The 24,168-nt window shown below is 65.7% G+C and carries 22 protein-coding genes and 1 tRNA gene; 13 read left to right on the top strand and 10 right to left on the bottom strand.

Features of this window, described 5'->3' with window-relative positions; translation table 11 throughout:
* Positions 1-44 precede the first annotated feature (44 nt).
* Together AAHK21_RS11165 and AAHK21_RS11160 are read left to right on the top strand one after the other, a co-directional pair.
* A complete protein-coding gene (locus tag AAHK21_RS11165) occupies positions 45-1,439 on the top strand; it encodes an MFS transporter (RefSeq protein ID WP_046857339.1) in 1,395 nt (464 codons plus the stop codon).
* Between the two features lie 9 nt (positions 1,440-1,448).
* Positions 1,449-1,997, top strand: coding sequence for a single-stranded DNA-binding protein (locus AAHK21_RS11160; protein WP_023629920.1), 549 nt, complete (start codon positions 1,449-1,451; stop codon positions 1,995-1,997).
* Between the two features lie 88 nt (positions 1,998-2,085).
* On the opposite strand, the gene AAHK21_RS11155 is transcribed toward AAHK21_RS11160, so the two are convergent.
* Positions 2,086-2,580: a heme-binding protein gene (locus AAHK21_RS11155; protein WP_231867457.1), complete on the bottom strand. Its 495-nt coding sequence runs from the start codon at positions 2,578-2,580 to the stop codon at positions 2,086-2,088.
* Between the two features lie 235 nt (positions 2,581-2,815).
* Between AAHK21_RS11155 and fdnG the strand changes: the two genes are divergently transcribed.
* The 7 genes from fdnG (at position 2,816) to AAHK21_RS11120 (ending at position 11,988) form a co-directional block, all read left to right on the top strand.
* Positions 2,816-5,884, top strand: coding sequence for a formate dehydrogenase-N subunit alpha (gene fdnG / locus AAHK21_RS11150; RefSeq protein WP_367857272.1), 3,069 nt, complete (start codon positions 2,816-2,818; stop codon positions 5,882-5,884).
* Positions 5,884-6,834: a formate dehydrogenase subunit beta gene (fdxH, locus tag AAHK21_RS11145; RefSeq protein ID WP_038707246.1), complete on the top strand. Its 951-nt coding sequence runs from the start codon at positions 5,884-5,886 to the stop codon at positions 6,832-6,834. Before fdnG ends, fdxH begins: the two co-directional genes overlap by 1 nt.
* Positions 6,831-7,481 carry a formate dehydrogenase subunit gamma gene (locus tag AAHK21_RS11140; RefSeq protein WP_367857271.1) on the top strand — a complete coding sequence of 217 codons (651 nt, stop codon included), beginning with the start codon at positions 6,831-6,833 and terminating at the stop codon, positions 7,479-7,481. The genes fdxH and AAHK21_RS11140 overlap by 4 nt, the downstream gene beginning before the upstream one ends.
* A gap of 4 nt (positions 7,482-7,485) precedes the next feature.
* Positions 7,486-8,406, top strand: a complete 921-nt coding sequence (gene fdhE / locus AAHK21_RS11135) for a formate dehydrogenase accessory protein FdhE (RefSeq protein WP_367857270.1) — start codon at positions 7,486-7,488, stop codon at positions 8,404-8,406.
* A gap of 133 nt (positions 8,407-8,539) precedes the next feature.
* Complete coding sequence (selA, locus tag AAHK21_RS11130) at positions 8,540-9,967, top strand: L-seryl-tRNA(Sec) selenium transferase (protein WP_367857269.1); 1,428 nt, start codon at positions 8,540-8,542, stop codon at positions 9,965-9,967.
* Positions 9,964-11,886: a selenocysteine-specific translation elongation factor gene (gene selB, locus AAHK21_RS11125; RefSeq protein ID WP_367858982.1), complete on the top strand. Its 1,923-nt coding sequence runs from the start codon at positions 9,964-9,966 to the stop codon at positions 11,884-11,886. The genes selA and selB overlap by 4 nt, the downstream gene beginning before the upstream one ends.
* Before the next feature lie 6 nt (positions 11,887-11,892).
* A tRNA-Sec gene (locus tag AAHK21_RS11120) sits at positions 11,893-11,988 on the top strand.
* A gap of 95 nt (positions 11,989-12,083) precedes the next feature.
* Here AAHK21_RS11120 and AAHK21_RS11115 read toward each other — a convergent pair.
* Positions 12,084-13,073, bottom strand: coding sequence for an asparaginase (locus AAHK21_RS11115; RefSeq protein WP_367857268.1), 990 nt, complete (start codon positions 13,071-13,073; stop codon positions 12,084-12,086).
* 75 nt (positions 13,074-13,148) lie between these two features.
* Complete coding sequence (locus AAHK21_RS11110) at positions 13,149-14,591, bottom strand: sodium:alanine symporter family protein (RefSeq protein WP_023632679.1); 1,443 nt, start codon at positions 14,589-14,591, stop codon at positions 13,149-13,151.
* A 181-nt stretch (positions 14,592-14,772) separates the two neighbouring features.
* Here AAHK21_RS11110 and AAHK21_RS11105 point away from each other — a divergent pair, with 181 nt between their 5' ends.
* The gene (locus AAHK21_RS11105; protein WP_023632678.1) at positions 14,773-15,585 is read left to right on the top strand and encodes a helix-turn-helix transcriptional regulator; all 813 of its coding nucleotides are present in this window, start codon (positions 14,773-14,775) and stop codon (positions 15,583-15,585) included.
* 41 nt (positions 15,586-15,626) lie between these two features.
* Here the strand turns inward: AAHK21_RS11105 and AAHK21_RS11100 are convergent, their stop codons facing one another.
* A complete protein-coding gene (locus tag AAHK21_RS11100; RefSeq protein WP_367857267.1) occupies positions 15,627-16,466 on the bottom strand; it encodes an alpha/beta hydrolase in 840 nt (279 codons plus the stop codon).
* 181 nt (positions 16,467-16,647) lie between these two features.
* On the opposite strand from AAHK21_RS11100, the gene AAHK21_RS11095 reads away from it, so the two are divergent.
* Entirely contained in the window at positions 16,648-17,532 is an 885-nt protein-coding gene (locus AAHK21_RS11095; RefSeq protein WP_038707252.1) for a sugar nucleotide-binding protein, read from the top strand.
* The gene (locus AAHK21_RS11090; RefSeq protein ID WP_139668147.1) at positions 17,525-18,457 is read left to right on the top strand and encodes an NAD-dependent epimerase/dehydratase family protein; all 933 of its coding nucleotides are present in this window, start codon (positions 17,525-17,527) and stop codon (positions 18,455-18,457) included. Before AAHK21_RS11095 ends, AAHK21_RS11090 begins: the two co-directional genes overlap by 8 nt.
* A gap of 30 nt (positions 18,458-18,487) precedes the next feature.
* On the opposite strand, the gene AAHK21_RS11085 is transcribed toward AAHK21_RS11090, so the two are convergent.
* On the bottom strand, positions 18,488-18,928 hold the full coding sequence (locus AAHK21_RS11085) for a winged helix-turn-helix transcriptional regulator (protein WP_367857266.1): 441 nt from the start codon (positions 18,926-18,928) through the stop codon (positions 18,488-18,490).
* A 97-nt stretch (positions 18,929-19,025) separates the two neighbouring features.
* Here AAHK21_RS11085 and AAHK21_RS11080 point away from each other — a divergent pair, with 97 nt between their 5' ends.
* On the top strand, positions 19,026-20,249 hold the full coding sequence (locus AAHK21_RS11080) for an MFS transporter (RefSeq protein ID WP_367858981.1): 1,224 nt from the start codon (positions 19,026-19,028) through the stop codon (positions 20,247-20,249).
* Here AAHK21_RS11080 and AAHK21_RS11075 read toward each other — a convergent pair.
* The 5 genes from AAHK21_RS11075 to AAHK21_RS11055 all read right to left on the bottom strand — a co-directional run bounded on the left by AAHK21_RS11075 (position 20,237) and on the right by AAHK21_RS11055 (position 24,139).
* The gene (locus AAHK21_RS11075) at positions 20,237-20,920 is read right to left on the bottom strand and encodes an OmpW family protein (RefSeq protein ID WP_367857265.1); all 684 of its coding nucleotides are present in this window, start codon (positions 20,918-20,920) and stop codon (positions 20,237-20,239) included. The genes AAHK21_RS11080 and AAHK21_RS11075 overlap by 13 nt on opposite strands.
* A 110-nt stretch (positions 20,921-21,030) precedes the next feature.
* Positions 21,031-21,570 carry a DUF3299 domain-containing protein gene (locus tag AAHK21_RS11070; RefSeq protein ID WP_156177772.1) on the bottom strand — a complete coding sequence of 180 codons (540 nt, stop codon included), beginning with the start codon at positions 21,568-21,570 and terminating at the stop codon, positions 21,031-21,033.
* Between the two features lie 23 nt (positions 21,571-21,593).
* Complete coding sequence (locus AAHK21_RS11065; RefSeq protein WP_367857264.1) at positions 21,594-22,859, bottom strand: ABC transporter permease; 1,266 nt, start codon at positions 22,857-22,859, stop codon at positions 21,594-21,596.
* Positions 22,859-23,569, bottom strand: a complete 711-nt coding sequence (locus tag AAHK21_RS11060; protein ID WP_110605257.1) for an ABC transporter ATP-binding protein — start codon at positions 23,567-23,569, stop codon at positions 22,859-22,861. The genes AAHK21_RS11065 and AAHK21_RS11060 overlap by 1 nt, the downstream gene beginning before the upstream one ends.
* A complete protein-coding gene (locus tag AAHK21_RS11055) occupies positions 23,570-24,139 on the bottom strand; it encodes a DUF2796 domain-containing protein (protein ID WP_367857263.1) in 570 nt (189 codons plus the stop codon). It abuts the gene before it with no gap.
* Positions 24,140-24,168 lie beyond the last annotated feature (29 nt).

Raw genomic sequence — 24,168 nt, 5'->3', positions numbered from 1 at the left:
CGTCGGACTGATAGAATCGCCGCCGGTTCACACGAGGTTAATCCATGCACGACACCCACAACGAGCGCATGAGTGGCAGCGAAACCCGCGCCGCGAGCGGCCTGGCCCTGGTCTTTGCCTTTCGTATGCTGGGCATGTTCATGGTGCTGCCGGTGCTGGCCACCTACGGTATGGACCTCGCCGGTGCGACGCCTGCACTGATCGGCCTGGCCATCGGTGCCTATGGTCTGACGCAAGCGGTGCTGCAGATTCCGTTCGGGGTGATTTCCGACCGCATCGGTCGCCGGCCGGTGATCTATGTGGGGCTGGTGATCTTCGCCCTGGGCAGTGTGCTGGCGGCCCAGGCCGACTCGATCTGGGGGGTTATCGCCGGGCGCATCCTGCAGGGCGCGGGGGCAATTTCCGCGGCGGTCATGGCGCTGTTGTCCGACCTGACCCGCGAACAGCACCGGACCAAGGCCATGGCCATGATCGGCATGAGCATCGGCTTGTCGTTCGCCGTGGCGATGGTGGTCGGCCCGCTGTTGACCCGCGCCTTTGGTTTGTCAGGATTGTTCCTGGCCACGGCAGGACTTGCCCTGGTCGGCATCGCGCTGATCGCCTTCGTCGTGCCCAGCTCGCACAGTGTGCTGAGCCATCGCGAGTCCGGTGTCGCCCGCCAGGCCCTCGGCCCGACCCTGCGCAATCCGGACCTTCTACGCCTGGACATCAGTATTTTCGTGCTGCACGCGATCCTGATGGCCAGCTTCGTGGCGCTGCCCCTGGCCTTCGTCGAGCGTGGCGGGCTGCCCAAGGAACAGCACTGGTGGGTGTACCTGACCGCGCTGCTGGTTTCATTTTTTGCAATGATCCCCTTCATCATCTACGGGGAAAAGAAGCGCAAGATGAAACGCGTGTTGCTCGGCGCGGTCAGTGTCCTGCTGCTGGTGGAGGTGTTCTTCTGGCAGTGGGCTGACAACTTGCGCGGACTGGTGATCGGCACCGTGGTATTCTTTACTGCATTCAACCTGCTGGAGGCATCCTTGCCTTCGCTGGTCAGCAAGGTGTCGCCTGCCGGCGGCAAGGGCACGGCGATGGGGGTGTACTCCACCAGCCAGTTCCTTGGCGCGGCACTGGGTGGCATCCTCGGTGGCTGGTTGTTCCAGCACGGTGGCTTGAGCATGGTGTTCCTCGGCTGCGCTGGCTTGTGCGCCTTCTGGCTGCTCACGGCGTTGCGCATGAACGAGCCGCCGTACGTGACCAGCCTGCGCATGCCGCTGACGCCGGAAGCGGTCCGGGAAGCCGGGCTGACCGAGCGCCTGATGGCCGTGCCGGGTGTGACCGACGCCGTGGTGGTGGCAGAAGAAGCCGCCATCTATATCAAACTGGATACGAAAATTTTGGACCGTGCGACCCTCGAGCGTCTGGTGAATCCAGCCTCTGCGGCGTGCGAAGCCTAGGAGAACGTTATGGCCCGTGGGGTTAACAAAGTCATTCTGGTCGGTACCTGCGGTCAGGATCCCGAAGTCCGCTACCTGCCCAACGGTAACGCCGTGACCAACCTGAGCCTGGCCACCAGCGAGCAGTGGACCGACAAGCAGTCGGGCCAGAAGGTCGAGCGCACCGAGTGGCACCGTGTCTCGCTGTTCGGCAAGGTCGCCGAAATCGCCGGCGAATACCTGCGCAAGGGTTCGCAGTGCTACATCGAGGGCAAGCTGCAGACCCGCGAGTGGGAAAAGGACGGCATCAAGCGCTACACCACCGAGATCATCGTCGACATCAACGGCACCATGCAGCTGCTCGGCGGTCGTCCGCAGGGCCAGCAGGGCGGTGGCGACCAGTACAACCAGGGTGGTGGCAACAACTACAACCAGGGCGGTCAGCAGCAACAGTACAACCAGGCCCCGCGCCAGCAGGCCCAGCGCCCGCAACAAGCTCCGCAGCGCCCAGCGCCGCAACAGCCGGCTCCACAGCCAGCCGCTGACTTCGACAGCTTCGACGACGATATTCCGTTCTGATCCTTGCCTGTGGGCACTAGGTGCCACAGGTGAACGGAGCTGTGACAAGAAACCCGCTTCAGGCATGAAGCGGGTTTCTTTTTGCCTGTCAGCTTTCTTCGAGCGCCGCCTGGGCAAACTGTGCATCTAGCTCTGGTGTTGCTCCGCTGATGCCTATACCGCCGATATGCCTGCCGTTCGCATCCATGATTGGCAACCCGCCTTCCAGCAAAGTGAAGCCGGGCAGCGAAGCGTAGGGATTGGCTGGCAACCCGGCGCTGCGTTCACCCAGTGAGCCGGATGACAGTGGAAAGCGTGCAGATGTAGCGGCTTTGAGCTGCGCTACCTGGACACTACCGCTGCTGGTGCCGTCCATGCGGTGGAAGTGCTTCAGGTTGCCGTGGTTGTCGACGATGCTGATGACGATGGCGAAGCCCTGGGCGCGAGCGGCACGTTCGGCGGCGGCGGCCATGCTTCGCGCTTTCTCGGCGCTGATGGGCGAAATGGCAGGGGCGTCAGGCCGGTTGGCTGGAGTCGCCAGTGTGGGCGTTACGTGCATCGGGAGGGCGAGCAAGAGCCCGACCATGAAGTGTTTCGTGTTCATTCATACGTGCCTCGTCCATGTGGATTCAGCAACCTAGCAAGCAAAAGCTGGTTTGCGGTGTAGTCCGTTTCTGATCGCGATGTGGGATTGCATTACCTTTCCATGATCCAGGTCACCCCACTTCCCAGATTCTTGACTAGGCTTAACAGTTGGCGGTCTCTACCCACCGCCACCGTGAAGTCCCTGAGGCGCCGGCCAAGTCCCGTGCGCCCGAGAACCTGATCAGGAGTGCACGATGGACCTCAACCGTCGGCAATTCTTCAAGGTCGCCGCCGTCGGCCTTGGAGGCTCGAGCCTCGCGGCGTTGGGCATGGCCCCGACCCCCGCGTTCGCCGAGCAGGTGCGCCACTTCAAGCTGGCGCACACCAAAGAAACCCGTAACACCTGCCCCTACTGCTCGGTCGGCTGCGGCCTGATCATGTACAGCCAGGGTGATGCGGGCAAGAACGTCAAACAGAACATCATCCATATCGAGGGCGACGCGGACCATCCGGTCAACCGCGGCACCTTGTGCCCGAAAGGCGCGGGCCTGCTGGACTTTATCCACAGCCCGAGCCGCCTGCAGTACCCCGAGGTGCGCAAGCCGGGCAGCAACGAGTGGACCCGCATCGAGTGGGACGACGCCCTCGATCGCATCGCCGACCTGATGAAACAGGACCGCGACGCCAACTTCATCGAGAAGAATGCCCAGGGCCAGACGGTCAACCGCTGGCTCACCACCGGGTTCCTTGCTGCGTCCGCCGCTTCCAGCGAAGCGGGCTACCTGACGCACAAGGTGGTCCGTGCAACCGGCATGCTGGGGTTCGATAACCAGGCGCGTGTCTGACACGGCCCGACGGTGGCAAGTCTTGCCCCGACGTATGGCCGTGGCGCGATGACCAATCACTGGTCTGATATCGCCAACGCAAACCTGGTCCTGGTGATGGGCGGCAACGCCGCTGAAGCGCACCCGTGCGGCTTCAAGTGGGTGACCGAAGCCAAGGCGCACAACAAGGCGCGGCTGATCGTGGTCGACCCGCGGTTCACCCGTACCGCCTCGGTGGCCGATTACTACGCGCCGATCCGTACCGGCAGCGACATCGCCTTCATGGGCGGGCTGATCAACTACCTGCTGAGCAACGACAAGATCCAGCACGAGTACGTGCGCAACTACACCGATGTGTCGTTCATCGTCAAAGAGAGCTATGGCTTCGAGGACGGGCTGTTCAGCGGCTACGACGCGGCCAAGCGCGTGTATGCCGACAAGTCCGGCTGGGGCTACGAGCTGGGCGAGGACGGTTTTGCCAAGGTCGACCCGACCCTGCAGCACCCGCGTTGCGTGTACCAGCTGATGAAGCAGCACTACAGCCGCTACACGCCGGAGCTGGCGAGCATGACCTGTGGCATGCCCCAGGACCAGATGATGAAAGTCTGGGAAGAGATCGCCACCTGCTCGGTGCCGGGCAAGACCATGACGATCCTCTATGCCCTGGGCTGGACCCAGCACTCGATCGGCGCGCAGATCATCCGCAGCGCGGCGATGGTGCAGTTGCTGCTGGGCAACGTCGGCATGCCCGGCGGCGGGGTCAACGCCCTGCGCGGGCACTCCAACATCCAGGGCCTGACCGACCTGGGCCTGCTGTCGAACTCGCTGCCGGGTTACCTCACGCTGGCCGGCGACGCCGAGCAGGATTACGCCACCTACATCGACAAGCGCGCCTCCAAGCCGTTGCGCCCGGGGCAGCTGTCGTACTGGCAGAACTACGGCAAGTTCCATGTCAGCCTGATGAAGGCCTGGTACGGCGCCAATGCCACGGCGGAGAACAACTGGGGCTATGACTGGCTGCCCAAGCTCGACGTGCCGGCCTACGACGTGCTGCGCATGTTCGAGATGATGGGCCAGGGCAAGGTTAACGGCTACATGTGCCAGGGCTTCAACCCGATCGCCGCGTTGCCGGACAAGAACCGCGTCACCGCCGCGCTGGCCAAGCTCAAGTGGCTGGTGATCATGGACCCGCTGGCTACCGAAACGTCCGAGTTCTGGCGCAACGCCGGCCCGTTCAACGACGTCGACACGGCCAACATCCAGACCGAGGTGATCCGCCTGCCCACCACCTGCTTCGCCGAAGAGGACGGTTCGCTGGTCAACAGCAGCCGCTGGCTGCAGTGGCACTGGAAGGGCGCTGATGGGCCGGGCCAGACCCGTACCGACGTGCACATCATGAGCGAGCTGTTCCTGCGCCTGCGCAAGCGCTACCAGGCCGAGGGCGGCGCCTATCCGGACCCGCTGCTCAACATCAGCTGGCCGTACAAGGTCCCTGAGGAGCCATCCCCCGAAGAGCTGGCCAAGGAGATGAACGGCTGGGCGGTCAGCGATCTCACCGATGCCACCGGCGCCACGCTCAAAGCGGGGCAACAGCTCGCCGGCTTCGCCCAGATGAAGGACGACGGCAGCACCGCGTCGGGCTGCTGGATCTTTGCCGGCAGTTGGACCGAGCAGGGCAACCAGATGGCCCGTCGCGACAACAGCGACCCCTATGGCATGCACCAGGTGCAGAACTGGGCATGGGCATGGCCGGCCAACCGCCGCATCCTCTACAACCGCGCCTCCAGCGACCCGCAAGGCAAGCCATGGGACCCGGAGAAGAAGCGCCTGGTGTGGTGGAACGGCAAGGCCTGGACCGGCACCGACGTGCCCGACTTCAAGGTCGACTCGCCGCCGGAAGCGGGGATGAACCCGTTCATCATGAACCCTGAGGGCGTGGCGCGCTTCTTCGCCATCGACAAGATGGCCGAGGGGCCGTTCCCCGAGCACTACGAGCCATTCGAGACGCCGATTGGCATCAACCCGCTGCACCCGCAGAACAAGAAGGCCACCAGCAACCCGGCCGGGCGCATCTTCGATTCGGTGTGGGACACCTTGGGCACCCACGACGAGTTCCCCCATGCGGCGACCACCTACCGGCTGACCGAGCACTTCCACTTCTGGAGCAAGCATTGCCGGCTCAACGCCATCGCCCAGCCCGAGCAGTTCGTCGAGATCGGCGAGGTGCTGGCGAACGAGAAGGGCATCAAGGCCGGTGACCGGGTGCGGGTGTCGAGCAAGCGCGGGCATATCGACGCGGTGGCGGTGGTGACCAAGCGGATCCGCCCGCTGCAGGTCAACAACCAGACCGTGCACCAGATCGGCATCCCGTTGCACTGGGGGTTCACCGGCGCCACGCGGCACGGTTACCTGACCAACACCCTGGTGCCGTTCCTCGGTGATGGCAATACCCAGACGCCGGAGTCCAAGTCGTTCCTCGTCAAAGTGGAGAAACTCTGATGGCCAGCCAAGACATCATTGCCCGCTCGGCCACCACCACCGTGCCGCCTTCGGTACGCCAGCAGCAGGAAGTCGCCAAGCTGATCGACACCACCAAGTGCATCGGCTGCAAGGCCTGCCAGGTGGCGTGCTCGGAGTGGAACGAACTGCGTGACGAGGTCGGCCACAACCATGGCACCTACGACAACCCCCAGGACCTCAGTGCCGAAACCTGGACCTTGATGCGCTTCACCGAGCATGAGCGCGACGACGGCAACCTGGAGTGGCTGATCCGCAAGGATGGCTGCATGCACTGCGCCGATCCGGGTTGTCTGAAAGCGTGCCCGAGCCCAGGGGCGATCATCAAGCATGCCAACGGTATCGTCGACTTCAACCAGGACCACTGCATCGGTTGCGGCTACTGCATCACCGGCTGCCCGTTCAACATCCCGCGCATTTCGCAGAAGGATCACAAGGCGTACAAGTGCACCCTGTGTTCCGACCGCGTGAGCGTGGGCCTGGAGCCGGCCTGCGTGAAGACTTGCCCGACCGGGGCGATCGTCTTCGGCAGCAAGGAGGAGATGAAGGTGCATGCCGACGAGCGCATCGTCGACCTGAAGTCGCGGGGCTACGACAACGCCGGGTTGTACGACCCGGACGGTGTCGGCGGCACCCACGTGATGTACGTGCTGCACCATGCCGACACGCCGCGGATCTACGCCGGCCTGCCGGACCAACCGGTGATCAGCCCGCTGGTCGGGCTGTGGAAGGGCTTCAGCAAGCCGCTGGCACTGCTGGCCATGGGCGCGGCGGTGCTGGCCGGGTTCTTCCACTACGTGCGTGTCGGCCCGCAGCGGGTCGAGGAAGACGAGCATCCGGCACCTGTGGATAACGATGTCCACCAGGTGGACCCGGCGGTGCATGTCTATGATCCGAACCGCCCGGGCGGGCAGGGGGAGCAGCGGCCATGAACGACAACAAGCCTATCCTGCGCTACAACGCCAACGAGCGGAGCAACCACTGGATCGTCGCGATCCTGTTCGTGCTGGCTGGCCTGTCGGGGCTGGCGCTGTTCCACCCGGCGCTGTTCTGGCTCAGCCACCTGTTCGGCGGCGGGCCGTGGACACGGATCCTCCACCCGTTCATCGGCGTGGCGATGTTCGTGTTCTTCCTTGGCCTGGTATTGCGCTTCTGGCGCGCCAACTTCATCACCGCCAACGACCGCCTGTGGCTGCGCCGCATCGACCGGGTGATGCTCAACAAGGAAGAGGGCGTGCCGCCGATCGGCAAGTACAACGCCGGGCAGAAGCTGCTGTTCTGGACGCTGCTGGCGTGCATGCTGGTGCTGCTGGTCAGTGGCGTGGTGATCTGGCGCGCGTATTTCAGCCATTGGTTCGGTATCGACGTCATCCGCCTGTCGGCGCTGCTGCATGCCCTGGCGGCGTTCGTGCTGATCCTCAGCATCATCGTGCACATCTACGCCGGGATCTGGATCAAGGGCTCGATTGGCGCCATGCTGCATGGCTGGGTCAGCCGCGCCTGGGCGCGCAAGCACCATGAACTGTGGTACCGGGAAGTCACCGACGACAAGACGCCGCACAGTAGAAAAGAAGGATGAGCGTTTGAGCACGATTCTCGAACCTGGACAGATCGAAGCGTCGGCGGTAATGCCGCCGTTCCTGCATCTGCCGCCCGCCAACCTGTTCGCAGTGCGGGCCGCGCGCCTGGAGCACCTGGCCGAGGGCAATGCCCTTGGCGAGTATCTGCATCTGGTCGCGCGGCTGTGCCGGATCCAGCAGCAGCTTGTGGATAACCCGCCCGGTGGCTTGCCGGTGGCCGCGGAGCGTCAGCGCCTGTGCATAAGTCATGGCCTGCCACCTCTGGCAGCGGACGGCCTGGTGCGCGAAGGGCAGTGGCTGGTGTGGCTGCAAGCGCTGCTCGATCGCTTCGAGCCGGCGCCCGAAGGGCCGCTGGCAGCGGCGCTGGGCAGCCTGCGCGAGAGCGGTGACGAGCAGCGCAAGGGCTGGGCCGTCGCGCTGCTCGGTGGCCAGTACGACGCCGTACCGGCGGCCTTGGTGCCCTTCCTGGGCGCGGCGTTGCAGGCCGCCTGGTCGAGCTGGTTGCTGGCGCTGCCGGAGCCTGAGCTCAAGCCCGCTGGCAGCCTGGCCCAGTGCCCGGCCTGCGGCTCGCCGGCCATGGCCGGTGTGGTGCGCAATCGTGGCAAGCACAACGGCCTGCGCTACCTGGCCTGTTCGCTGTGTGCCTGCGAATGGCATGTGGTGCGGGTCAAGTGCGTGTACTGCGAGTCGAGCAAGGACCTGCGCTACAGCAGCCTCGAGGATGACCGCCATGCGCCGGGCAAGGCGCCGCTGCGCGCCGAGTGCTGTCCGGGGTGCCAGGGCTACCTGAAGCAGAGCTACCTGGAGAACGACGCGGCGGCCGAGCCGTTGGCCGATGACCTGGCAAGCCTGGCGCTGGACATGCGGCTGGACGAGGAGGGCTTCCATCGGCTGGCGCCGAACCTGCTGCTGGCGCCAGGTTGAGGTCTACACTGCAATCGAGTTGAGCCCACTCGCGGGGCAAGCCCGCTCCCACGCATGGCACACATTGCGTGGGAGCGGGCTTGCCCCGCGAGTGGGCCGTAACAGACAACGGATCAGTCACAGGTAGTACCGCATGTCTCCAAGCCCCGCCAGCGACACCCCACGCTTGCCCTCCATCGACACCCTGCTGCGCCACCCGGCCTGCCAGCCGCTGCTCGACCGTCATGGCCGCGACGCCACCCTGGCCACCCTGCGCCAGCTGCTCGACGACCTGCGCGAACCGGCCCGTCTAGGTCAGCTTGGTACCGTGGAACTGAGCGCCGACGTCCTGCTCGGGCGCACGGGCGAGCGCCTGGCCATCCAGCAACGCAGCCAGGTGCGCCGGGTCTTCAACCTCACCGGCACGGTGCTGCACACCAACCTCGGCCGCGCCTTGCTGCCGGAGGAGGCGGTGCAGGCGATGCAGGTCGCTGCCCGCTATCCGCTGAACCTGGAGTTCGACCTGGCCACCGGCAAGCGGGGTGACCGCGACGACCTGATCGAAGGCCTGATCCGCGAGCTGACCGGCGCCGAAGCCGTAACCGTGGTCAACAACAATGCAGCCGCCGTGCTGCTGGCGCTCAACAGCCTGGGCGCACGCAAGGAGGGCATCATCTCCCGCGGCGAGCTGATCGAGATCGGCGGTGCGTTCCGCATCCCCGACATCATGGCCCGCGCCGGGGTCAAGCTGCACGAGATCGGCACCACCAACCGCACCCACGCCCGCGACTACGAAGGCGCGATCAACCCGCGTACCGGCCTGCTGATGCGCGTGCATTGCAGCAACTACAGCATCCAGGGCTTCACCACCCAGGTACCCACCGCCGAGCTGGCGCGCATCGCCCACGACCACCAGTTGCCGCTGCTCGAAGACCTGGGCAGCGGCAGCCTGCTCGACCTGACCCGCTGGGGCCTGCCGGCCGAGCCGACGGTGCGCCAGGCGCTGGCCGACGGCGCCGACATCGTCACCTTCAGCGGCGACAAGCTGCTGGGCGGCCCGCAGGCGGGGATCATCGTCGGGCGCAAGGAACTGATCGCGAAGATCAAGAAGAACCCGCTCAAGCGTGCCCTGCGGGTCGACAAGATCACCCTTGCCGCGCTGGAGGCGGTGCTGCAGCTTTATCGCAACCCCGATCGCCTGGCCGAACGCCTGCCCAGCCTGCGCCTGCTGACCCGCGCGCAAGCCGAGATCGCCGCCCAGGCCGAGCGTCTGGCGCCTGAGTTGGCTGCTCGTCTCGGCGCGCAATGGGTGGTGAGCGTCGAGCCGGCCCTGGGCATGATCGGCAGCGGCAGCCAGCCGGTGGCGCGGCTGCCCAGCGCGGCGCTGTGCCTGCGCCCGCAGGTGTCGAAGAAACTGCGCGGGCGTAGCTTGCATGTGCTGGAGCGCGCGTTGCGCGACCTGCCGGTGCCGGTGCTCGGGCGTATCGACGACGATGCCCTGTGGCTCGATCTGCGCCAGCTGGACGACGAGGCCCAGTGGCTGGCGCAACTGCCGGCGTTGCAACTGGGGCCGGTGCAGTGATCGTCGGGACTGCCGGCCACATCGACCATGGTAAGACCGCGCTGCTCCAGGCCCTGACCGGCCAGGCCGGCGACACCCGCCGGGAGGAGCGCGACCGGGGCATGACCATCGACCTCGGTTATCGCTACGCGGCGCTGACGGAAGGAGCGCCGCTGACCGGTTTCATCGATGTGCCGGGCCACGAGCGGTTTATCCACAACATGCTGGCCGGTGCCCATGGCATCGACCTGGTACTGCTGGTGGTGGCTGCTGACGATGGGGTGATGCCGCAGACCCGTGAGCACCTCTCGATCATCGAGTTGCTGGGCATTCCCCAGGCGTTGGTGGTGATCAGCAAGTGCGACCGTGTCGAGCCGTCGCGGTTGAGCGAAGTCCGGGCCCAGGTCACCGAACTGCTCGCGCCAGGCCCCTTCGCCGGGGCTAGGCAGTTTGCGGTTTCGAGCCTGTCCGGCGAGGGGATCGACGCCCTGCGCGAGGCTTTGATGGCGGCTGAAGCGCATGTTCGCCAGCGCAGCGTGCGTGGCGGTTTGCGTCTGGCGGTAGACCGAGCTTTCGCGGTTTCCGGAGCGGGAGTCGTGGTCACCGGCACGGCGCTGGCCGGGCAGGTCAGCGTCGGCGACACCTTGCTGCTCGGCAAGGTCGGCAAAGCGGTGCGGGTGCGTGGCCTGCATGCCCAGAACCAGGCGGCCCTGGTCGCCGCAGCCGGGCAGCGGGTGGCCTTGAACATCAGCGCGGAAAAGCTTTCGGCCGAGCAGGTGCATCGTGGCGACTGGCTTGTGCCGGAGTGGCTGCACGCGCCCAGCGTGCGGGTCGATATCGACTTCACCCTGCTGCCGGGCGAAACCCGCGCCTTCGAGCATTTCAGCGCGGTGCACGTACACTTGGGCACCCAGGATGTCATCGCCCGGGTTGCCTTGCTCGAGGGTGAACGGCTCGCCGCCGGCCAGCGCATGTTCGCCCAGTTGCTGCTCAATGCCCCGCTGCAGGCGGTGCACGGGGATCGCCTGGTACTGCGGGACCAACGCGCCCAGCGCACGCTGGGTGGTGGGCGTGTGCTCGACCCGTTCGCCCCGAGCCGGCAACGGCGCAGCGAGGCGCGCTTGCGTCAGTTGCAGGTGCTGCGCGAAGCCGACAATCTCGAGCAAGCGCTGTCGGCCCTGCTCGAGGCGGCCCCCGGCGGTCTCGAGCCCCGGCGTCTGGAGCGCCAGTTCAACCGCCTGCGCGAGAGCTGGCAGTTGCCGGACTCGGTGCTGGTGGTTGCCACCCGTCAAGGTCAGCTGTTGTTCGATCGCTTACAGTGGCAGGCACTCAAGCGACAGGTGCTGGAGCGTCTGGCGCAGTTCCATGAGCAGGAACCCGATCAGCTTGGCCCGGACCGGGACCGCTTGCGCCGCTTTAGCGCCTTGCCATTGGAGCGTCCCGCGTTTGTCAGCTTGCTGGATGAGTTGCTGGGCGCAGGTGCGATCAGCAGCAGTGGCCCATGGCTGCACCTGCCGGACCACCGGGTCCAGTTGAGCGCCGCGGACAGCGCGTTGTGGGAGCGTCTGTTGCCGCGCCTGTTGGCAGGTGAGTTCGACCCGCCCTGGGTAAGGACCCTGGCCGGCGAGGAGGGCTGCGAAGAGGCTGATGTCCGGCTGTTGTTGCGCAAGCTGGCCCGATTGGGCGTTGTGCATCAGGTGGTGCGTGACCTGTTCTACCCGGAAGCGACTCTGAGGCGCATGGCAGAGCTGCTGTTGCGCCAGGCCGCGACATCGCCGATAGTGCAGGTCGCGGCGTTTCGCGATGGTTTGGCCATCGGTCGCAAGCGCAGTGTGCAGATCCTCGAGTACTTCGATCGCATTGGCTTGACCCGACGGGTCGGTGACCTGCGGCAGGTTCGTGCCGACAGCGCCCTGGCCCAGCCGCAACACGGGCCCTGATTTCAAGGAAGGCAATCGCGCCCGGTGGCGCGGCCGGGCTTCAAACCCGGTTGGGGACGGCAGCCGTTCCCGGGCAGGTTCGACTCCCGCTGCCTTCCGCCACTTTTCCAGATGCTGAAACGATCGCGGGGCAAGCCCGCTCCCACGGATTTGTGGGAGCGGGCTTGCCCCGCGATGGCGAACGGAAGATCTGCGAGTCAGGCGCGCTCGCCGCACAGGTCCAGCGCGAACCAGTGCTCCGCCGCCTGTACATCCAGCCCCGAGCCCAGCAACGCGAACAGCTTGCCCAGCGCCGCCTCGCGGGTCATGCCGCCGCCACTGACCAGCCCGGTGTCGCGCAGGCGGCTGCCGGCGGCGTAGGTGTCGAACACCACCGAGCCTTCCGGGCACTGGCTGATGGCAACGATCATCACGCCGCCCTGGCGGGCGTCATGCAGTGCGTCGAGCAGCGCCTGGTCATCCGAAGGGCCGGTGCCGCTGCCATAGCACTCCAGCACCAGGCCCTGGATGCCGCTGTCGAACAGGCCGCGCAGGTGTTCGGCCGCAAGGCCCGGGAACACCGGCATGACCGCCAGCTTGACCGGCTGGCGTGGCTGGCGGTAGTCCAGGCGGGTCGGCAGTTCCGGGGCACGCTCGCCATCACGATGGCGCGGCAGCACGGTGAAGGCGTCGAACGCCTCGCTGCGCAGTTTCGAGGCGCGGCAGCCGTGCAGCAACTGGCCATGGAAATACAGCTGCACGCCATCTTCCAGGCCGTTCTCGAACAGATTGAGCGCGCCGACCAGGTTGGCCCAGGCATCGCTGTCCGGCGCGCCGGCCGGCAGCATCGAGCCGGTAAGCAGCACCGGCACCGGCAGGCCCAGCAGCAGGAACGACAGGGCAGCAGCGCTATAGGCCAGGGTGTCGGTGCCGTGCAGCACCAGCACGCCGTCATGCCCGTCGCGTTCGACCGCCTCGACGATGGCATCGCGCATCGCCAGCCAGTTGGCCTGTTGCATGTTGGCGCTGTCGATCAGCGGATTGAGTTCACGCAGCGCCCATTGCACCTTGGGCGCATCGCCGCAGGCGGCAAAGTGTTCGCGCATGCGCGCTTCGAAGCCACCGGCCGGCGCGAGGCCTTCGGCGGTCTGCAGCATGCCGATGGTGCCGCCGGTGTAGAGGACAAGCAGATTCTTGACTGCACGCATGGAAGTATTCCGTAGCGATGTAGCGAAGGAAAGAGACAACCGCCCCGGGCGGGGCGGTTGTGGCAGGGCAGGGTATCAGTGCTGCGCTGGCGCCGGGGCGGCGGCTTTGTCAGCGGCTGTTTCAGCCTGCGGGTTGGCCGGCCAGGCGGCGCGGTCCAGATCCAGGTCGGCGAACTTGCTGGAGTCGAACACCGGCTGCTTGATGCCCGCCTTGCGTTGTGCGTCGTAGTCGCGCATCACGCGCAGGCCGACCTTGAACAGCATGGCCAGGGCGATCAGGTTGACGAAGGCCAGGCAGGTCATGGTGATGTCGGCGAAGGCGAACACGGTCGACAGGTCCTGGGTCGAACCCCACACCACCAGCGCCAGCACCAGGCCACGGAAGGTCATCAGCACGGCACGGTTGCGGCTGAGGAACTGCAGGCTGTTCTCGCCCAGGTAGTAGTTGTAGAGGATGCAGGTGAAGACAAACAGCGACAGCGCGACGCTGACGAAGATGCGGCCCCAGTCACCAACCACGGCGGCCAGCGAGTTCTGGGTCAGGACGATGCCGTCACCTTCGAAGCCCGGGGTGTAGAAGCCCGACAGCAGGATCAGCAGCGCGGTGCAGGTGCAGATCACGAAGGTGTCGAGGAACACGCTGAAGGCCTGGACCACACCCTGGGCGCCCGGGTGCTTCACGGCGGCCACGGCGGCCACGTTCGGCGCGCTGCCCAGGCCCGCTTCGTTGGCGAACACGCCACGCTTCACGCCCATGACGATGGCGCTGCCGAGCAGGCCGCCGAACGCCGGGTCGAGGCCGAAGGCGCTCTTGAAGATGGTTTCCAGCATGGCTGGCACGTGTTCGATCTGGGTGCCGATCACGTACAGGGTCACGCCGATGTAGGCCAGGGTCTTGACCGGTACCAGCAGGTCGGACACTGCGGCGATGCGCTTGATGCCGCCGATGAAGGTGATGGCCAGCAGCACGGCGAGGACGATGCCGGTCTGCTTGGGATCGAAGGCGAAGGCGTTCTGCAGCGAGTGGGTCACGGTGTACGACTGCAGGCCGATGAAGGCGAAGCCGTAGGTGACCAGCAGCAGGATCGAGAACACGATGGCCATGCTTTTCAGCTTCAGGCCGTGCTGGATGTAGTACGCCGGGCCGCCGCGGTACAGGCCGTCGCCGTCGGCGCGCTTGTATACCTGGGCCAGGGTGCACTCGAAGAAGCTGCTGGACATGCCCACCAGTGCGGTGACCCACATCCAGAACACGGCGCCTGGGCCGCCGAGGGTCACGGCGATACCGACACCGGCGATGTTACCGGCGCCGACGCGGCCGGCGAGGCTCAGCATCAGGGCCTGGAACGAGCTCAGTTGGCCTGCCTGGCCGCGAAGGGATTCCTTGAAGACGCCGAACATGTGGCCGAAGTGGCGGAACTGGACGAACCGCGAGCGGATGGTGAAGTAACCGCCGAGTCCGACGATCAGCACGATGAGGAGTTTCCCCGAAAGGAAATCGTTGAGTGCTTCGAGCATTGGAAAATGACCTCGATTCTTATTCTTCGCATGGAAAGACCAGCGGACGGCAGGCGCACCGCTATTCATTGGGGGCGCATGGTTGGCCATGACAACTATGGTTACAATTTCGCGGGTTGCTCCATTTTGGTGCGAGTTGATGCTAGAATGGCGCCACTCGCATCACCTGGACCCGCGTATCATGGGCGATCATTTCGCTATCAACCTCAAATTGGCCTGCAGCCATTACCGCTCTATCTCCGAGGTTTGCCGGCAGCTGTCGATCAACCGGGCGCAGTTCAACAAGTACCTGAGCGGCCAGAGCCGCCCGACGGCCTACAACCTCAAGCGCATCGGCGACTTCTTCGGTGTGGAGGACTACGAGCTGGGCCTGCCGCCCGAGCAGTTCGCCCGCCTGATCGGCGCACGCAACCAGCAGCAGCCTGTCGGCCCCCAGGACGACCCCATCAGCGAGCTGTTCAAGCCACTGCATAAAGAAGCCGGCAACCTCTCGCGCTATTGCGGCTACTACTTCGAATACTCCAACTGCATGTCGGTGCCCGGTTCGATCCTGGTGTCGCTGGTGCACCTGTGGGAGGAGCGCGGCAGTTTCCTGTTCGAGCGCCAGGAACGCCAGGAGCGCAGCAGCGGCCTCGACCGGCATGCAGAGGTGCGCTGCCGCTACCTGGGTGCGGCGTTCCAGCTGCAGGACCGGATGTTCCTGATCGACTACGAGTCGCTGACCCTCAACGAGATGAGCCAGACCGTGCTCATCCCCAGCTTCAAGAGCCGTATCAGCCGCCTGAACGGCCTCAAGACCGGGGTTTCCAGCGGTGACCGGCGCAACCCGGCCTGCACCCGCGTGGTGTGGGAATATCTGGGCGAGGAGATCAACCGCATCAACGCCTTCCGCCAGATCAAGCTGTACCGCCCGGACGATCCGCGCATCGATGACGATATCCGCGACCGCCTCAGTGCGGGGATGATCAGCAACGGGTTGTTCGAAATCGAGTGAAGCAACGTTGATGGCGCATTGACTCGTGGGCGCCCGCAGAGCTAGTCGAGAATGAACGCCGCCACCGCATCGGCCACCTGATCCGCCACCTGTGGCCGGTCTCGCAGGTGCGCGGCGATGCCGTGGTCGCAGTCGGTGAGCATCAGGCATTCCACATGGGGCGCCGGCACCGAACGCAACAAGGCATGGGTGACTTCCTCGGGGATCGGGCTGTAGCGCTCGACACCCGCCAAGCGCCGGGTCCCGGCCGAGGTCCCGGGGCCCTGGCCGTGGACCTTGGAGTTGAGCCCGTCATATTCGCCGATCACCAGCAGCACCCGGCCCTGGAATTGACGCAGGAAGGCATAGCTGTCGCAGTCGAGGAACGCAAAAGGCTTGCGAATCGCTTCGCTGAAGGCCGGCCCGAAGGGCGCGCAATGGGCCGCATCGGGATAGACCGCCGGGCAGATCAGCACCAGCTTGCGCACGTTGGGGCGCTGGGCGGCCAGCTTGAGAGCGATGGCGGCGCCCAGGCTGTGACCGACCAGGGTGTCGCTGCGCGCATCCAGATGCTGGTGGAAGCGCAGGGCTTCCTGCAGGTTGCTGGCCAACGACGCGTCCTTTGCACCGGGCTCGCTGGCCAGGCTGTGGCCGGAGAGGTTGCCGGTCAGCGAACCGATCCCCTGCTGTTGCAGGCGATAGAGCAAAGGGTTCAGGCGGGTGAAGTCGGAGCGGGCGCCGCCGACCACAAAGACCGTGGGGGCGCACTCATGTGCCGGGAGCAGCAGGCGGGCCTGTTGCCGATAGCCGTCGAAAGCCTCGTCGATGAAGCGTTCCGGGCCGGGAGCGGGTTCGTCGTATTGCCATCTGGCGCGCAGCGCGGTGTTCGACTCGGCATCCATGTTGATCTCCTTGAACAGGCCATGCGCAGTATAAGTAGCTGTCGGCAAAGGCGGAACACCCGTCCGATCGGCGCCAATCGGCACGCCGCGCGCGCCAGGCCTTGCCTGGGTTGGACTTCCCCTGTCGGAAACAGCAAAATGAACCCTTTCCTCCATCGACCAGACCGGACCTGTTGACTCTATGCGTATGCGCCTGATGCTGTTGGGTGGTGGCAATGCCCTCGGGCAAGCGCTGATTCGTCTCGGGGCCGAGGAAGACATCGCGTTCCTGGCGCCTCGCCCTCCGGAAAACGGCTGGGATCCGGCCAGCCTGACCCTGCTGCTCGACGAGCAGCGCCCGCACACCGTGATCAACCTGGCCTACTACTTCGACTGGTTCCAGGCCGAGTCGGTCAGCGAGCAACGCCTGGCCCAGCAGGAGCGGGCGGTGGAGCGGCTCGCCGAACTGTGCCAGCACCACGAGATGATCCTCGTGCAGCCGTCCAGCTACCGGGTGTTCGATGGCTCGCGCGCCACGGCCTACAGCGAGAAGGACGAGCCGGTGCCGCTCGGCCTGCGTGGCCAGGCGCTGTGGCGCATCGAGCAGAGTGTGCGCGCCACCTGCCCGCAGCATGTGCTGCTGCGTTTCGGCTGGCTGCTGGATGAAAGCCTCGATGGCGCGCTCGGGCGTTTCCTGACCCGCGCCGAACAGCCCCAGGAGCTGCTGCTGGCCGATGACCGCCGCGGCAACCCGACACCGGTGGACGACGCCGCGCGGGTGATCCTCTCGGTGCTCAAGCAACTCGATTGCCAGGCGCCGCTGTGGGGCACCTACCACTACGCCGGCAACGAAGCGACCACGCCGCTGGTGCTCGGCCAGGCGATCCTCACCGAGGCCACCCAGTGGCGCAAGCTGGCCGTGCAGGCGCCCACCGCCCAGGCCCACGCCGCCCGCCCGGATGCCAGCGAGGAGCCGCAGCACGCGGTACTGGCCTGCAAGAAGATCCTTCATACCTTCGGCATCAAGCCACGCGCCTGGCGCGCCGGCTTGCCGCCCCTACTGGACCGATTCTACCGACATGGCTGACGCCCCCATCCTGATCACCGGCGGTGCCGGCTTCATTGGCTCGCACCTGTGCGATGCGTTGCTGGAGAAAGGCTACGCGGTGCGTATCCTCGACGACCTGTCGACCGGCAAGCGCGACAACCTGCAGCTTGGCCACCCGCGCCTGGAACTGCTCGAGGGCGATGTCGCCGATGCCGCGCTGGTGGCCCGTGCCGCCAGTGGCTGCCAGGCGGTGGTGCACCTGGCCGCGGTGGCCTCGGTGCAGGCCTCGGTGGAAGACCCGGTGAAGACTCACCAGAGCAACTTCATCGGCACGCTGAACGTGTGCGAGGCGATGCGCCTGAACGGCATCCGCCGCGTGCTGTTCGCCTCCAGCGCGGCGGTGTACGGCAACAACGGCGAAGGCCAGTCGATTGCCGAAGATACGCCCAAGGCGCCGCTGACCCCCTACGCAGTGGACAAGCTGGCCAGCGAGCAGTACCTGGACTTCTACCGCCGCCAACACGGGTTGGAGCCGGTGGTGTTCCGCTTCTTCAACATCTTCGGGCCACGCCAGGACCCTTCCTCGCCGTATTCCGGGGTGATCAGCATCTTCTGCGAGCGCGCCACCAGTGGCAAACCGATCACGGTGTTCGGTGATGGCGAGCAGACCCGCGACTTCCTGTTTGTCGGTGACCTGGTCCAGGTAATGGTGCAGGCGCTCGAGCAGCAGGCGGTGGAAGAGGGCGCGGTGAACATCGGCCTCAACCAGGCGACCTCGCTGAACCAGTTGCTCAAGGCGCTGGAACAGGTGGTGGGCGGTTTGCCTGCAATCAGCTACGGCCAGGCACGCTCGGGGGACATCCGCCATTCGCGGGCGGACAACTCGCGTTTGCTGGCACGTTTCGCATTCCCCGAGCCAACGCCGTTTGTAGAAGGTCTGGCCCGCTTGCTCGGCAAAGCTTGAGCCTCTCGCGGGGCTTGCCCCGCGATGACGTCACGAATGCCGAATCAGCTGTCGCCGGCAATCCTCCGGCCCCAGCACTCGCCCGTCCCGGGCCCGCACCTGCAACGTCTCCAGCCCCTGGCCGCGATCATCGACCAACTGCGAGCGTGACTCTCCTGACGTGAACAGGTACCGCTCCCCCCATTGGCGCAAGCCGATCACGATCGGAAACACCGAGCGGCCCTTTTCCGTCAGCACATATTCCTTGTAGGCACTGCCATCGGATGCAGGCTGCTGTGCCAGTAGCCCGGCCTCCACCAGCAGTTTCAGGCGCGAAGCGAGGATGTTCTTCGCCAGCCCGAGGTTTTTCTGCAATTCGCTGAAACGGCACGGGCCATCGAAGGCATCACGCAGGATCATCAGCGCCCAGCGGTCGCCGAGCACCTCCAGGGCGCGGGCCACTGGGCATTGCTGGTTGTTCTCGTCGAGCATGAGGCGTTCCTTAAACGTGATCTGGTTGCAGAATAAAACTACATTTGCTAAAAGCCAATCATGTGGTTTTAAATTGAAACCAGAAATGAAAGGGTCGCTGATGCCATCGCTCACTCGTGGATTGACGCTGTTGCTGGCTGCCGCCTGCGCCTTGGCCGTGGCCACTGTGTACCTCGCCCAGCCGCTGCTGGAGGCCATGGCCGCAAGCCTCGGCGTAAGCGCTGCGCGCGTCGGCCTGGTGGTGGGCATGACCCAGGCCGGCTATGCCTTGGGTCTGTTGCTGATCGTGCCGCTGGGCGACCTGGTCGATCGCCGCCGGCTGATCGTTGGCCAGTTGCTGGCATCGGCCGGCGCGTTGTTGGCCGTGGCGTTTGCCGTGGACTGGGCCATGTTGCTGGCGGCGATGGCCATGGTCGGCCTGGCTGCGGTGGTGGTGCAGGTGATGGTCGCGCATGCCGCCACACTGGCCACGCCGGCTCAGCAGGGGCAGGCGGTGGGGACTGTCACCAGTGGCGTGGTGCTGGGCATCCTGTCAGCGCGCCTGGTCTCGGGTGCACTGGCTGACCTGCTGGGCTGGCACGGCGTATACGTCGTGGCGGCGGGGCTGGCGTTGGCCATGGCGTTGTTGCTGGCCTGGCGCTTGCCTGCTGTCAGGCCGCAGGGGCCGAGGCAGCGCTATCGGGTACTGCTGGTTTCAGTGCTGCGCTTGTACCGGCATGACCGTCTGCTACGTCAGCGCGGTGTGTTTGCGGTGCTGATCTTCGCGGCGTTCAGCGTGCTGTGGAGCGCGATGGTGTTGCCCCTGAGCGCCCCGCCGCTGGCGCTCGATCATACCCAGGTCGGGTTGTTCGGTCTGGTCGGCGTGGCTGGCGCGTTGGCGGCGTCGCGTGCCGGGCGCCTGGCGGATCAGGGGCAGGGCCGGCGGGTGAGCGGATGGGCGCTCGGGCTGTTGACGCTGTCATGGCTGCCCAGCGCCTACCTGGAGCAGTCATTGCTGGCGCTGGTGATCGGGGTGCTGATGCTGGACCTGGCCGTGCAGGCCGTGCATGTGACCAACCAGAGCCTGTTGCTGGCGGGGCGCGGCGAGATGGCCAGCCGGTTGATCGGTGCCTACATGTGCTGCTATTCGGTGGGCAGCGGGGTGGGTGCGGTCTTGGCGACCTGGGTGTATGGGCAGTGGGGCTGGGTGGCGGTGTGCGGATTGGGGGCGGGAATAAGCGCGGTTGCCTGGGGCTACTGGGGGTATCTGTGGTGGTGCGAGACGGCGCGGGGCAAGCCCGCTCCAGAAGGAACGGGCTTGCCTGCGGATCAGAACTTGTAGCCGATGCCGACCATGTAGACCCATGGATCGACGTCCACGTCGACCTTGGTCTTGCCGACGCCCAGGGCGCTCGGGCCATCGATGCTGGCCTTGGTGTCGATGTCGACGTACCAGACCGCGGCGTTGAGCAGCAGGTTGTCGGTGAGCATGTAGTCCATGCCCAGCTGGCCGGCGATGCCTACCGAGTCCTTCAGCTTCATGTTGCTGAAGCCCTGGGCCTTGCGGTTGCTGGTCAGGTCTTCATCGAAGAACATCGTGTAGTTGATGCCCACGCCAGCGTAGGGCTGGAATTTGGAGCTTGGCTCCATCGGGTAGTACTGCAGCGACAGGGTCGGTGGCAGCTGCTTGATGTCGGCCAGCTTGCCATCCAGGCCTGGGCCGAGGCCCTTGACGCCGACTTTGTGCTGGAACGGCGTGGCGGCCAGCAGCTCGAGGCCGATGTGGTCGGTAAGCATGTAGGCGAAGGCCAGGCCCAGCTGGGTGTCGCTGTCCAGGGTCGCCTTGGTGCCCGAGACTTTGGCGCCATCGAGCTTGATGTCACCGCTGCTTTCGTTCGGCGCAGTGGTGATGGCGCCGGCGCGGAGGATGAAATCCCCCGCCTGGTGGGCGTGGGCAACAGGGGCTGCGAGCGCCAACGCGACGAGCGAGGCACTGAGCAAGGACTTGTTCATGGAAGCTCCCAGAGGACGTGAGTAATCGAGTAGTCCAATGGTACGAAGCTGACTAAACAGAAAGTTTGACCCAGCTCAACGAAGCCTCTTCAAACGGGCGTGCACAGTTCTCACTTCAGCTCATAAGCGTAGATTTTCTCGGCTTCCATCTGATAGCCCGCATCGGCCAGCTCGCTGCTGGACGCCTTGACCTGCATCGTGCCTTCGATCCAGTAGGGTTGATAGAGGTCTTCGATGCGCACGCCCATCTCGCTGAAGATGTGCACGATCTGGTTCGAGGGCGGCGGTGGCACGTGGATGCAGGCGCCGTAGTAGGGCACCAGGAGGAACTCGGTGGTGCGGCCTTCGTCGCTGACTTCCAGTGGCACGATGTAGCCGGGGATCTTCACCGGCTGGCCGTCCAGCGCCTTTACCACCGGCGCGTTGGGCGCCTGCTGGCGCGCGGCGGGGGCGGCCTCGGCGGCCAGCGCGTCGCTGATCTGCGACAGGTCGTGCAGTGGCGTCAGTTGCGGCGGGATGATCGGCGCGCCTTCGGGGATCAACGCGGGCCAGTCCAGCTCACGAGGTTCGGCGGCGCACACCGTGGATGCCAGCAACACCACTGCCAGTAACAAGTAATGCCAAGCAGTGGAAGCCTGCCTGTTGTCCATGGACGTCGCGCTCATGAAGGTTCTCAAAGATGAATCGACAGGCCATCGGCCAGCGACTGCCGGTAGGCACGCCAGGCCGGCACGCTGCCCATCAGCAGCGCCGCGCCAAGGATGATAGCCAGCAGCGTCCACTCATGGGCGCTTGGCCAGGCCAATGGCAGGTACAGCCCGTAGTTGGCCTGCACATAGCCCTGTGCCAGGGCTATGCCGGCATACAGCAAGCCAAGCCCGGCGGCGATGCCCGACAATGCCAGGGCCAGTGCCTCGAGCACCAGCAGCCCGGCGATGTGCCAGGGACGGGCCCCCACCGAGCGCAGGATGGCCATTTCCCGGCGGCGTTCGTTGAGGCTGGTGAGAATCGCGGTGAGCATGCCGATCAGGCCGGTGAGCACGACGAACAACGACACCACGAACAATGCCTGCTCGGCCGTGCCCATCAGGCTCCACAGCTCCTGCAGGGCCACGCCGGGCAGGATCGCCAGCAGGGGCTCGGCACGGTACTCGTTGATCTCGCGCTGCAGGCTGAAAGTGGCGATCTTGCTGTTGAGCCCGAGCATGAAGGCGGTGATGGCGGTGGGTTGCAGGTCCATGGCGCGAGCCTGTTCGGCACTGATGCGTCCGGCGCCACGGGCCGGGACGCCGTTGTGCCAGTCGATGTGAATCGCTTCCATCCCTGCCAGGCTGATGTGCAGGGTGCGGTCCACTGGGGTGCCGGTGCGCTCGAGCACGCCGACCACGGTGAATGGCTTGTCGTCATGCTTGACCAGGCTGATGGCGGCCACGCCGTGCGCCAGCACCAGCTTGTCACCCAGTTTGTAGTGCAGCGCCTCGGCGACTTCGGCACCCAGCACCACTTCGAATGGATCGTCGGCGAACGCCCGGCCCTGGTCGAGTGCCAGGTGCTGGCGGCGCCCGAACTGGTAATGGCTGAAGTAGTCGGCGCTGGTGCCCATCACCCGGTAGCCACGGTGCGAATCGCCCAGTGAAATCGGGATCGCCCACTTCACCCGTGGATCCTTGGCGTAATGCTCGTAGCTGTCCCAGCGGATGTTGTTGGTGGCATTGCCGATGCGGAACACCGAGTACAGCAGCAGATTCACCGACCCCGAACGGGCGCCGACGATCAGGTCGGTGCCGCTGATGGTGCTGGCGAAACTGGCGCGGGCTTCGGTGCGTACCCGCTCGACGGCCAGCAGCAAGCACACCGACAGGGCGATGGCGAACGCGGTGAGCAGGGCGGTGAAACGGCGGTTGGCCAGGCTGGCCAGGGCAAGGCGAAGCAGGTACATCAGGCCTCCCGGGGCTTGGCGGCGCGATTGAGCTCGGCCAGGGACAGATGGCGGTCGAACAGCGGCGCCAGGCTCTGGTCATGACTGACGAACAGCAGGCTGGCGCCGGCGTCGCGGCATTCGTCGAACAACAGGCGGATGAACGCCTCGCGGGTGTCGGCGTCGAGGGCCGAGGTCGGCTCGTCGGCGATCACCAGCTCGGGCTGGCCGATCAGCGCCCTGGCCGCGGCGACTCGCTGCTGCTGCCCGATCGACAGGCTGTCGGCGCGGCGGGCGAGCAGGGCCGGGTCGTCCAGGCCCAGGTGGGCGAGCAACTGGGCAGCGGCCTGGTCGATGCTGCCGTGGCGCTGGGCGGCGCGAACGGCACGGCTTTTCGAGAAGCGGCAGGGCAGCTCGACGTTTTCGCGCACCGAGAGGAACGGCAACAGGTTGAACTGCTGGAAGATGTAGCCGGTGTGATCGACCCGGAAGCGGTCGCGCGCGCCCTGGCCCAAGGTCGCCAAGTCCTGGCCGAGCAGGCGTATGCTGCCCTGGCCTGGGCGGTTGACCCCGCCCAGCAGGCCGAGCAGGGTGGTCTTGCCACTGCCGCTGGGGCCCTTGAGGAACAACGCCTCGCCGGGCTCCAGGCGAAACGCCGGGATCTCCAGCAGCGGCGCCTGGCCAGGCCAGGCGAACACCAGGTCATGCAGTTCGATCAGCGGCTGGCTCATTCAGAACTCGACCACGGCCTTGGCGGGGGTGGCTTCCACGCCTTTCTGGCCATTCGGGCCGATCAGTTGCACGTTGATCTTTTGGGTTTGCGGGAAGGTTTTGAACAGGCGGCCGAGGTCGATCTGGGTGAGTTTGCCCGGGGTGGCGCAGGTCAGCTGGTAACGGGCATTGATGTCGGCGTGCTGGTGCGCGTCGCCGCCAGCCTCGGGGGCATTACCGAACAGCGGGCTTTCCAGCTCCTGGGCCTCCTCCTTGCAACCAGCGGCTTGGGCGATGGCGAACAACTTCAGGGGTTGTTCGAGCTGCTGGCGGGCGGCGGCGACCTTGGCTTTGTCGGCGTCGCTGCTGGCGGCGTGTTCGAAGCCGACCAGGTTCATCGCCGGGCTGTCCAGTGCCAGCTCGAGGACGTTGCCGTCGATTACCGCGTTGAGCTTGGCCACGCCGTGCTCATGGGCACCGAGGGTGCCATGGGCGTGATCGTGATCATGGTCATGGTCATGGTCGTCGTGGGCATGGGCCACGGCCAGGGGAAGCAGGGCAAAGGGCAGGGCGAGCAACAGACGACGCATGGACGGCTCCACAGGCGGCTTGGGATGAA

The sequence above is a fragment of the Pseudomonas sp. TE50-2 genome, assembly GCF_040813665.1.
Lineage (GTDB): Bacteria > Pseudomonadota > Gammaproteobacteria > Pseudomonadales > Pseudomonadaceae > Aquipseudomonas > Aquipseudomonas soli.
This window is presented reverse-complemented; position numbering and strand designations above follow the sequence as displayed.

Bases quoted from the DNA above. Each gene is read 5' to 3' on its own strand.
- AAHK21_RS11165 (WP_046857339.1), top strand. From the start codon at position 45: ATGCACGACACCCACAACGAGCGCATGAGTGGCAGCGAAACCCGCGCC.
- AAHK21_RS11160 (WP_023629920.1), top strand. From the start codon at position 1,449: ATGGCCCGTGGGGTTAACAAAGTCATTCTGGTCGGTACCTGCGGTCAG.
- AAHK21_RS11155 (WP_231867457.1), bottom strand. From the start codon at position 2,580: ATGAACACGAAACACTTCATGGTCGGGCTCTTGCTCGCCCTCCCGATG.
- fdxH (WP_038707246.1), top strand. From the start codon at position 5,884: ATGGCCAGCCAAGACATCATTGCCCGCTCGGCCACCACCACCGTGCCG.
- AAHK21_RS11140 (WP_367857271.1), top strand. From the start codon at position 6,831: ATGAACGACAACAAGCCTATCCTGCGCTACAACGCCAACGAGCGGAGC.
- selA (WP_367857269.1), top strand. From the start codon at position 8,540: ATGTCTCCAAGCCCCGCCAGCGACACCCCACGCTTGCCCTCCATCGAC.
- AAHK21_RS11115 (WP_367857268.1), bottom strand. From the start codon at position 13,073: ATGCGTGCAGTCAAGAATCTGCTTGTCCTCTACACCGGCGGCACCATC.
- AAHK21_RS11110 (WP_023632679.1), bottom strand. From the start codon at position 14,591: ATGCTCGAAGCACTCAACGATTTCCTTTCGGGGAAACTCCTCATCGTG.
- AAHK21_RS11105 (WP_023632678.1), top strand. From the start codon at position 14,773: ATGGGCGATCATTTCGCTATCAACCTCAAATTGGCCTGCAGCCATTAC.
- AAHK21_RS11100 (WP_367857267.1), bottom strand. From the start codon at position 16,466: ATGGATGCCGAGTCGAACACCGCGCTGCGCGCCAGATGGCAATACGAC.
- AAHK21_RS11095 (WP_038707252.1), top strand. From the start codon at position 16,648: ATGCGTATGCGCCTGATGCTGTTGGGTGGTGGCAATGCCCTCGGGCAA.
- AAHK21_RS11090 (WP_139668147.1), top strand. From the start codon at position 17,525: ATGGCTGACGCCCCCATCCTGATCACCGGCGGTGCCGGCTTCATTGGC.
- AAHK21_RS11085 (WP_367857266.1), bottom strand. From the start codon at position 18,928: ATGCTCGACGAGAACAACCAGCAATGCCCAGTGGCCCGCGCCCTGGAG.
- AAHK21_RS11075 (WP_367857265.1), bottom strand. From the start codon at position 20,920: ATGAACAAGTCCTTGCTCAGTGCCTCGCTCGTCGCGTTGGCGCTCGCA.
- AAHK21_RS11070 (WP_156177772.1), bottom strand. From the start codon at position 21,570: ATGGACAACAGGCAGGCTTCCACTGCTTGGCATTACTTGTTACTGGCA.
- AAHK21_RS11065 (WP_367857264.1), bottom strand. From the start codon at position 22,859: ATGTACCTGCTTCGCCTTGCCCTGGCCAGCCTGGCCAACCGCCGTTTC.
- AAHK21_RS11060 (WP_110605257.1), bottom strand. From the start codon at position 23,569: ATGAGCCAGCCGCTGATCGAACTGCATGACCTGGTGTTCGCCTGGCCT.
- AAHK21_RS11055 (WP_367857263.1), bottom strand. From the start codon at position 24,139: ATGCGTCGTCTGTTGCTCGCCCTGCCCTTTGCCCTGCTTCCCCTGGCC.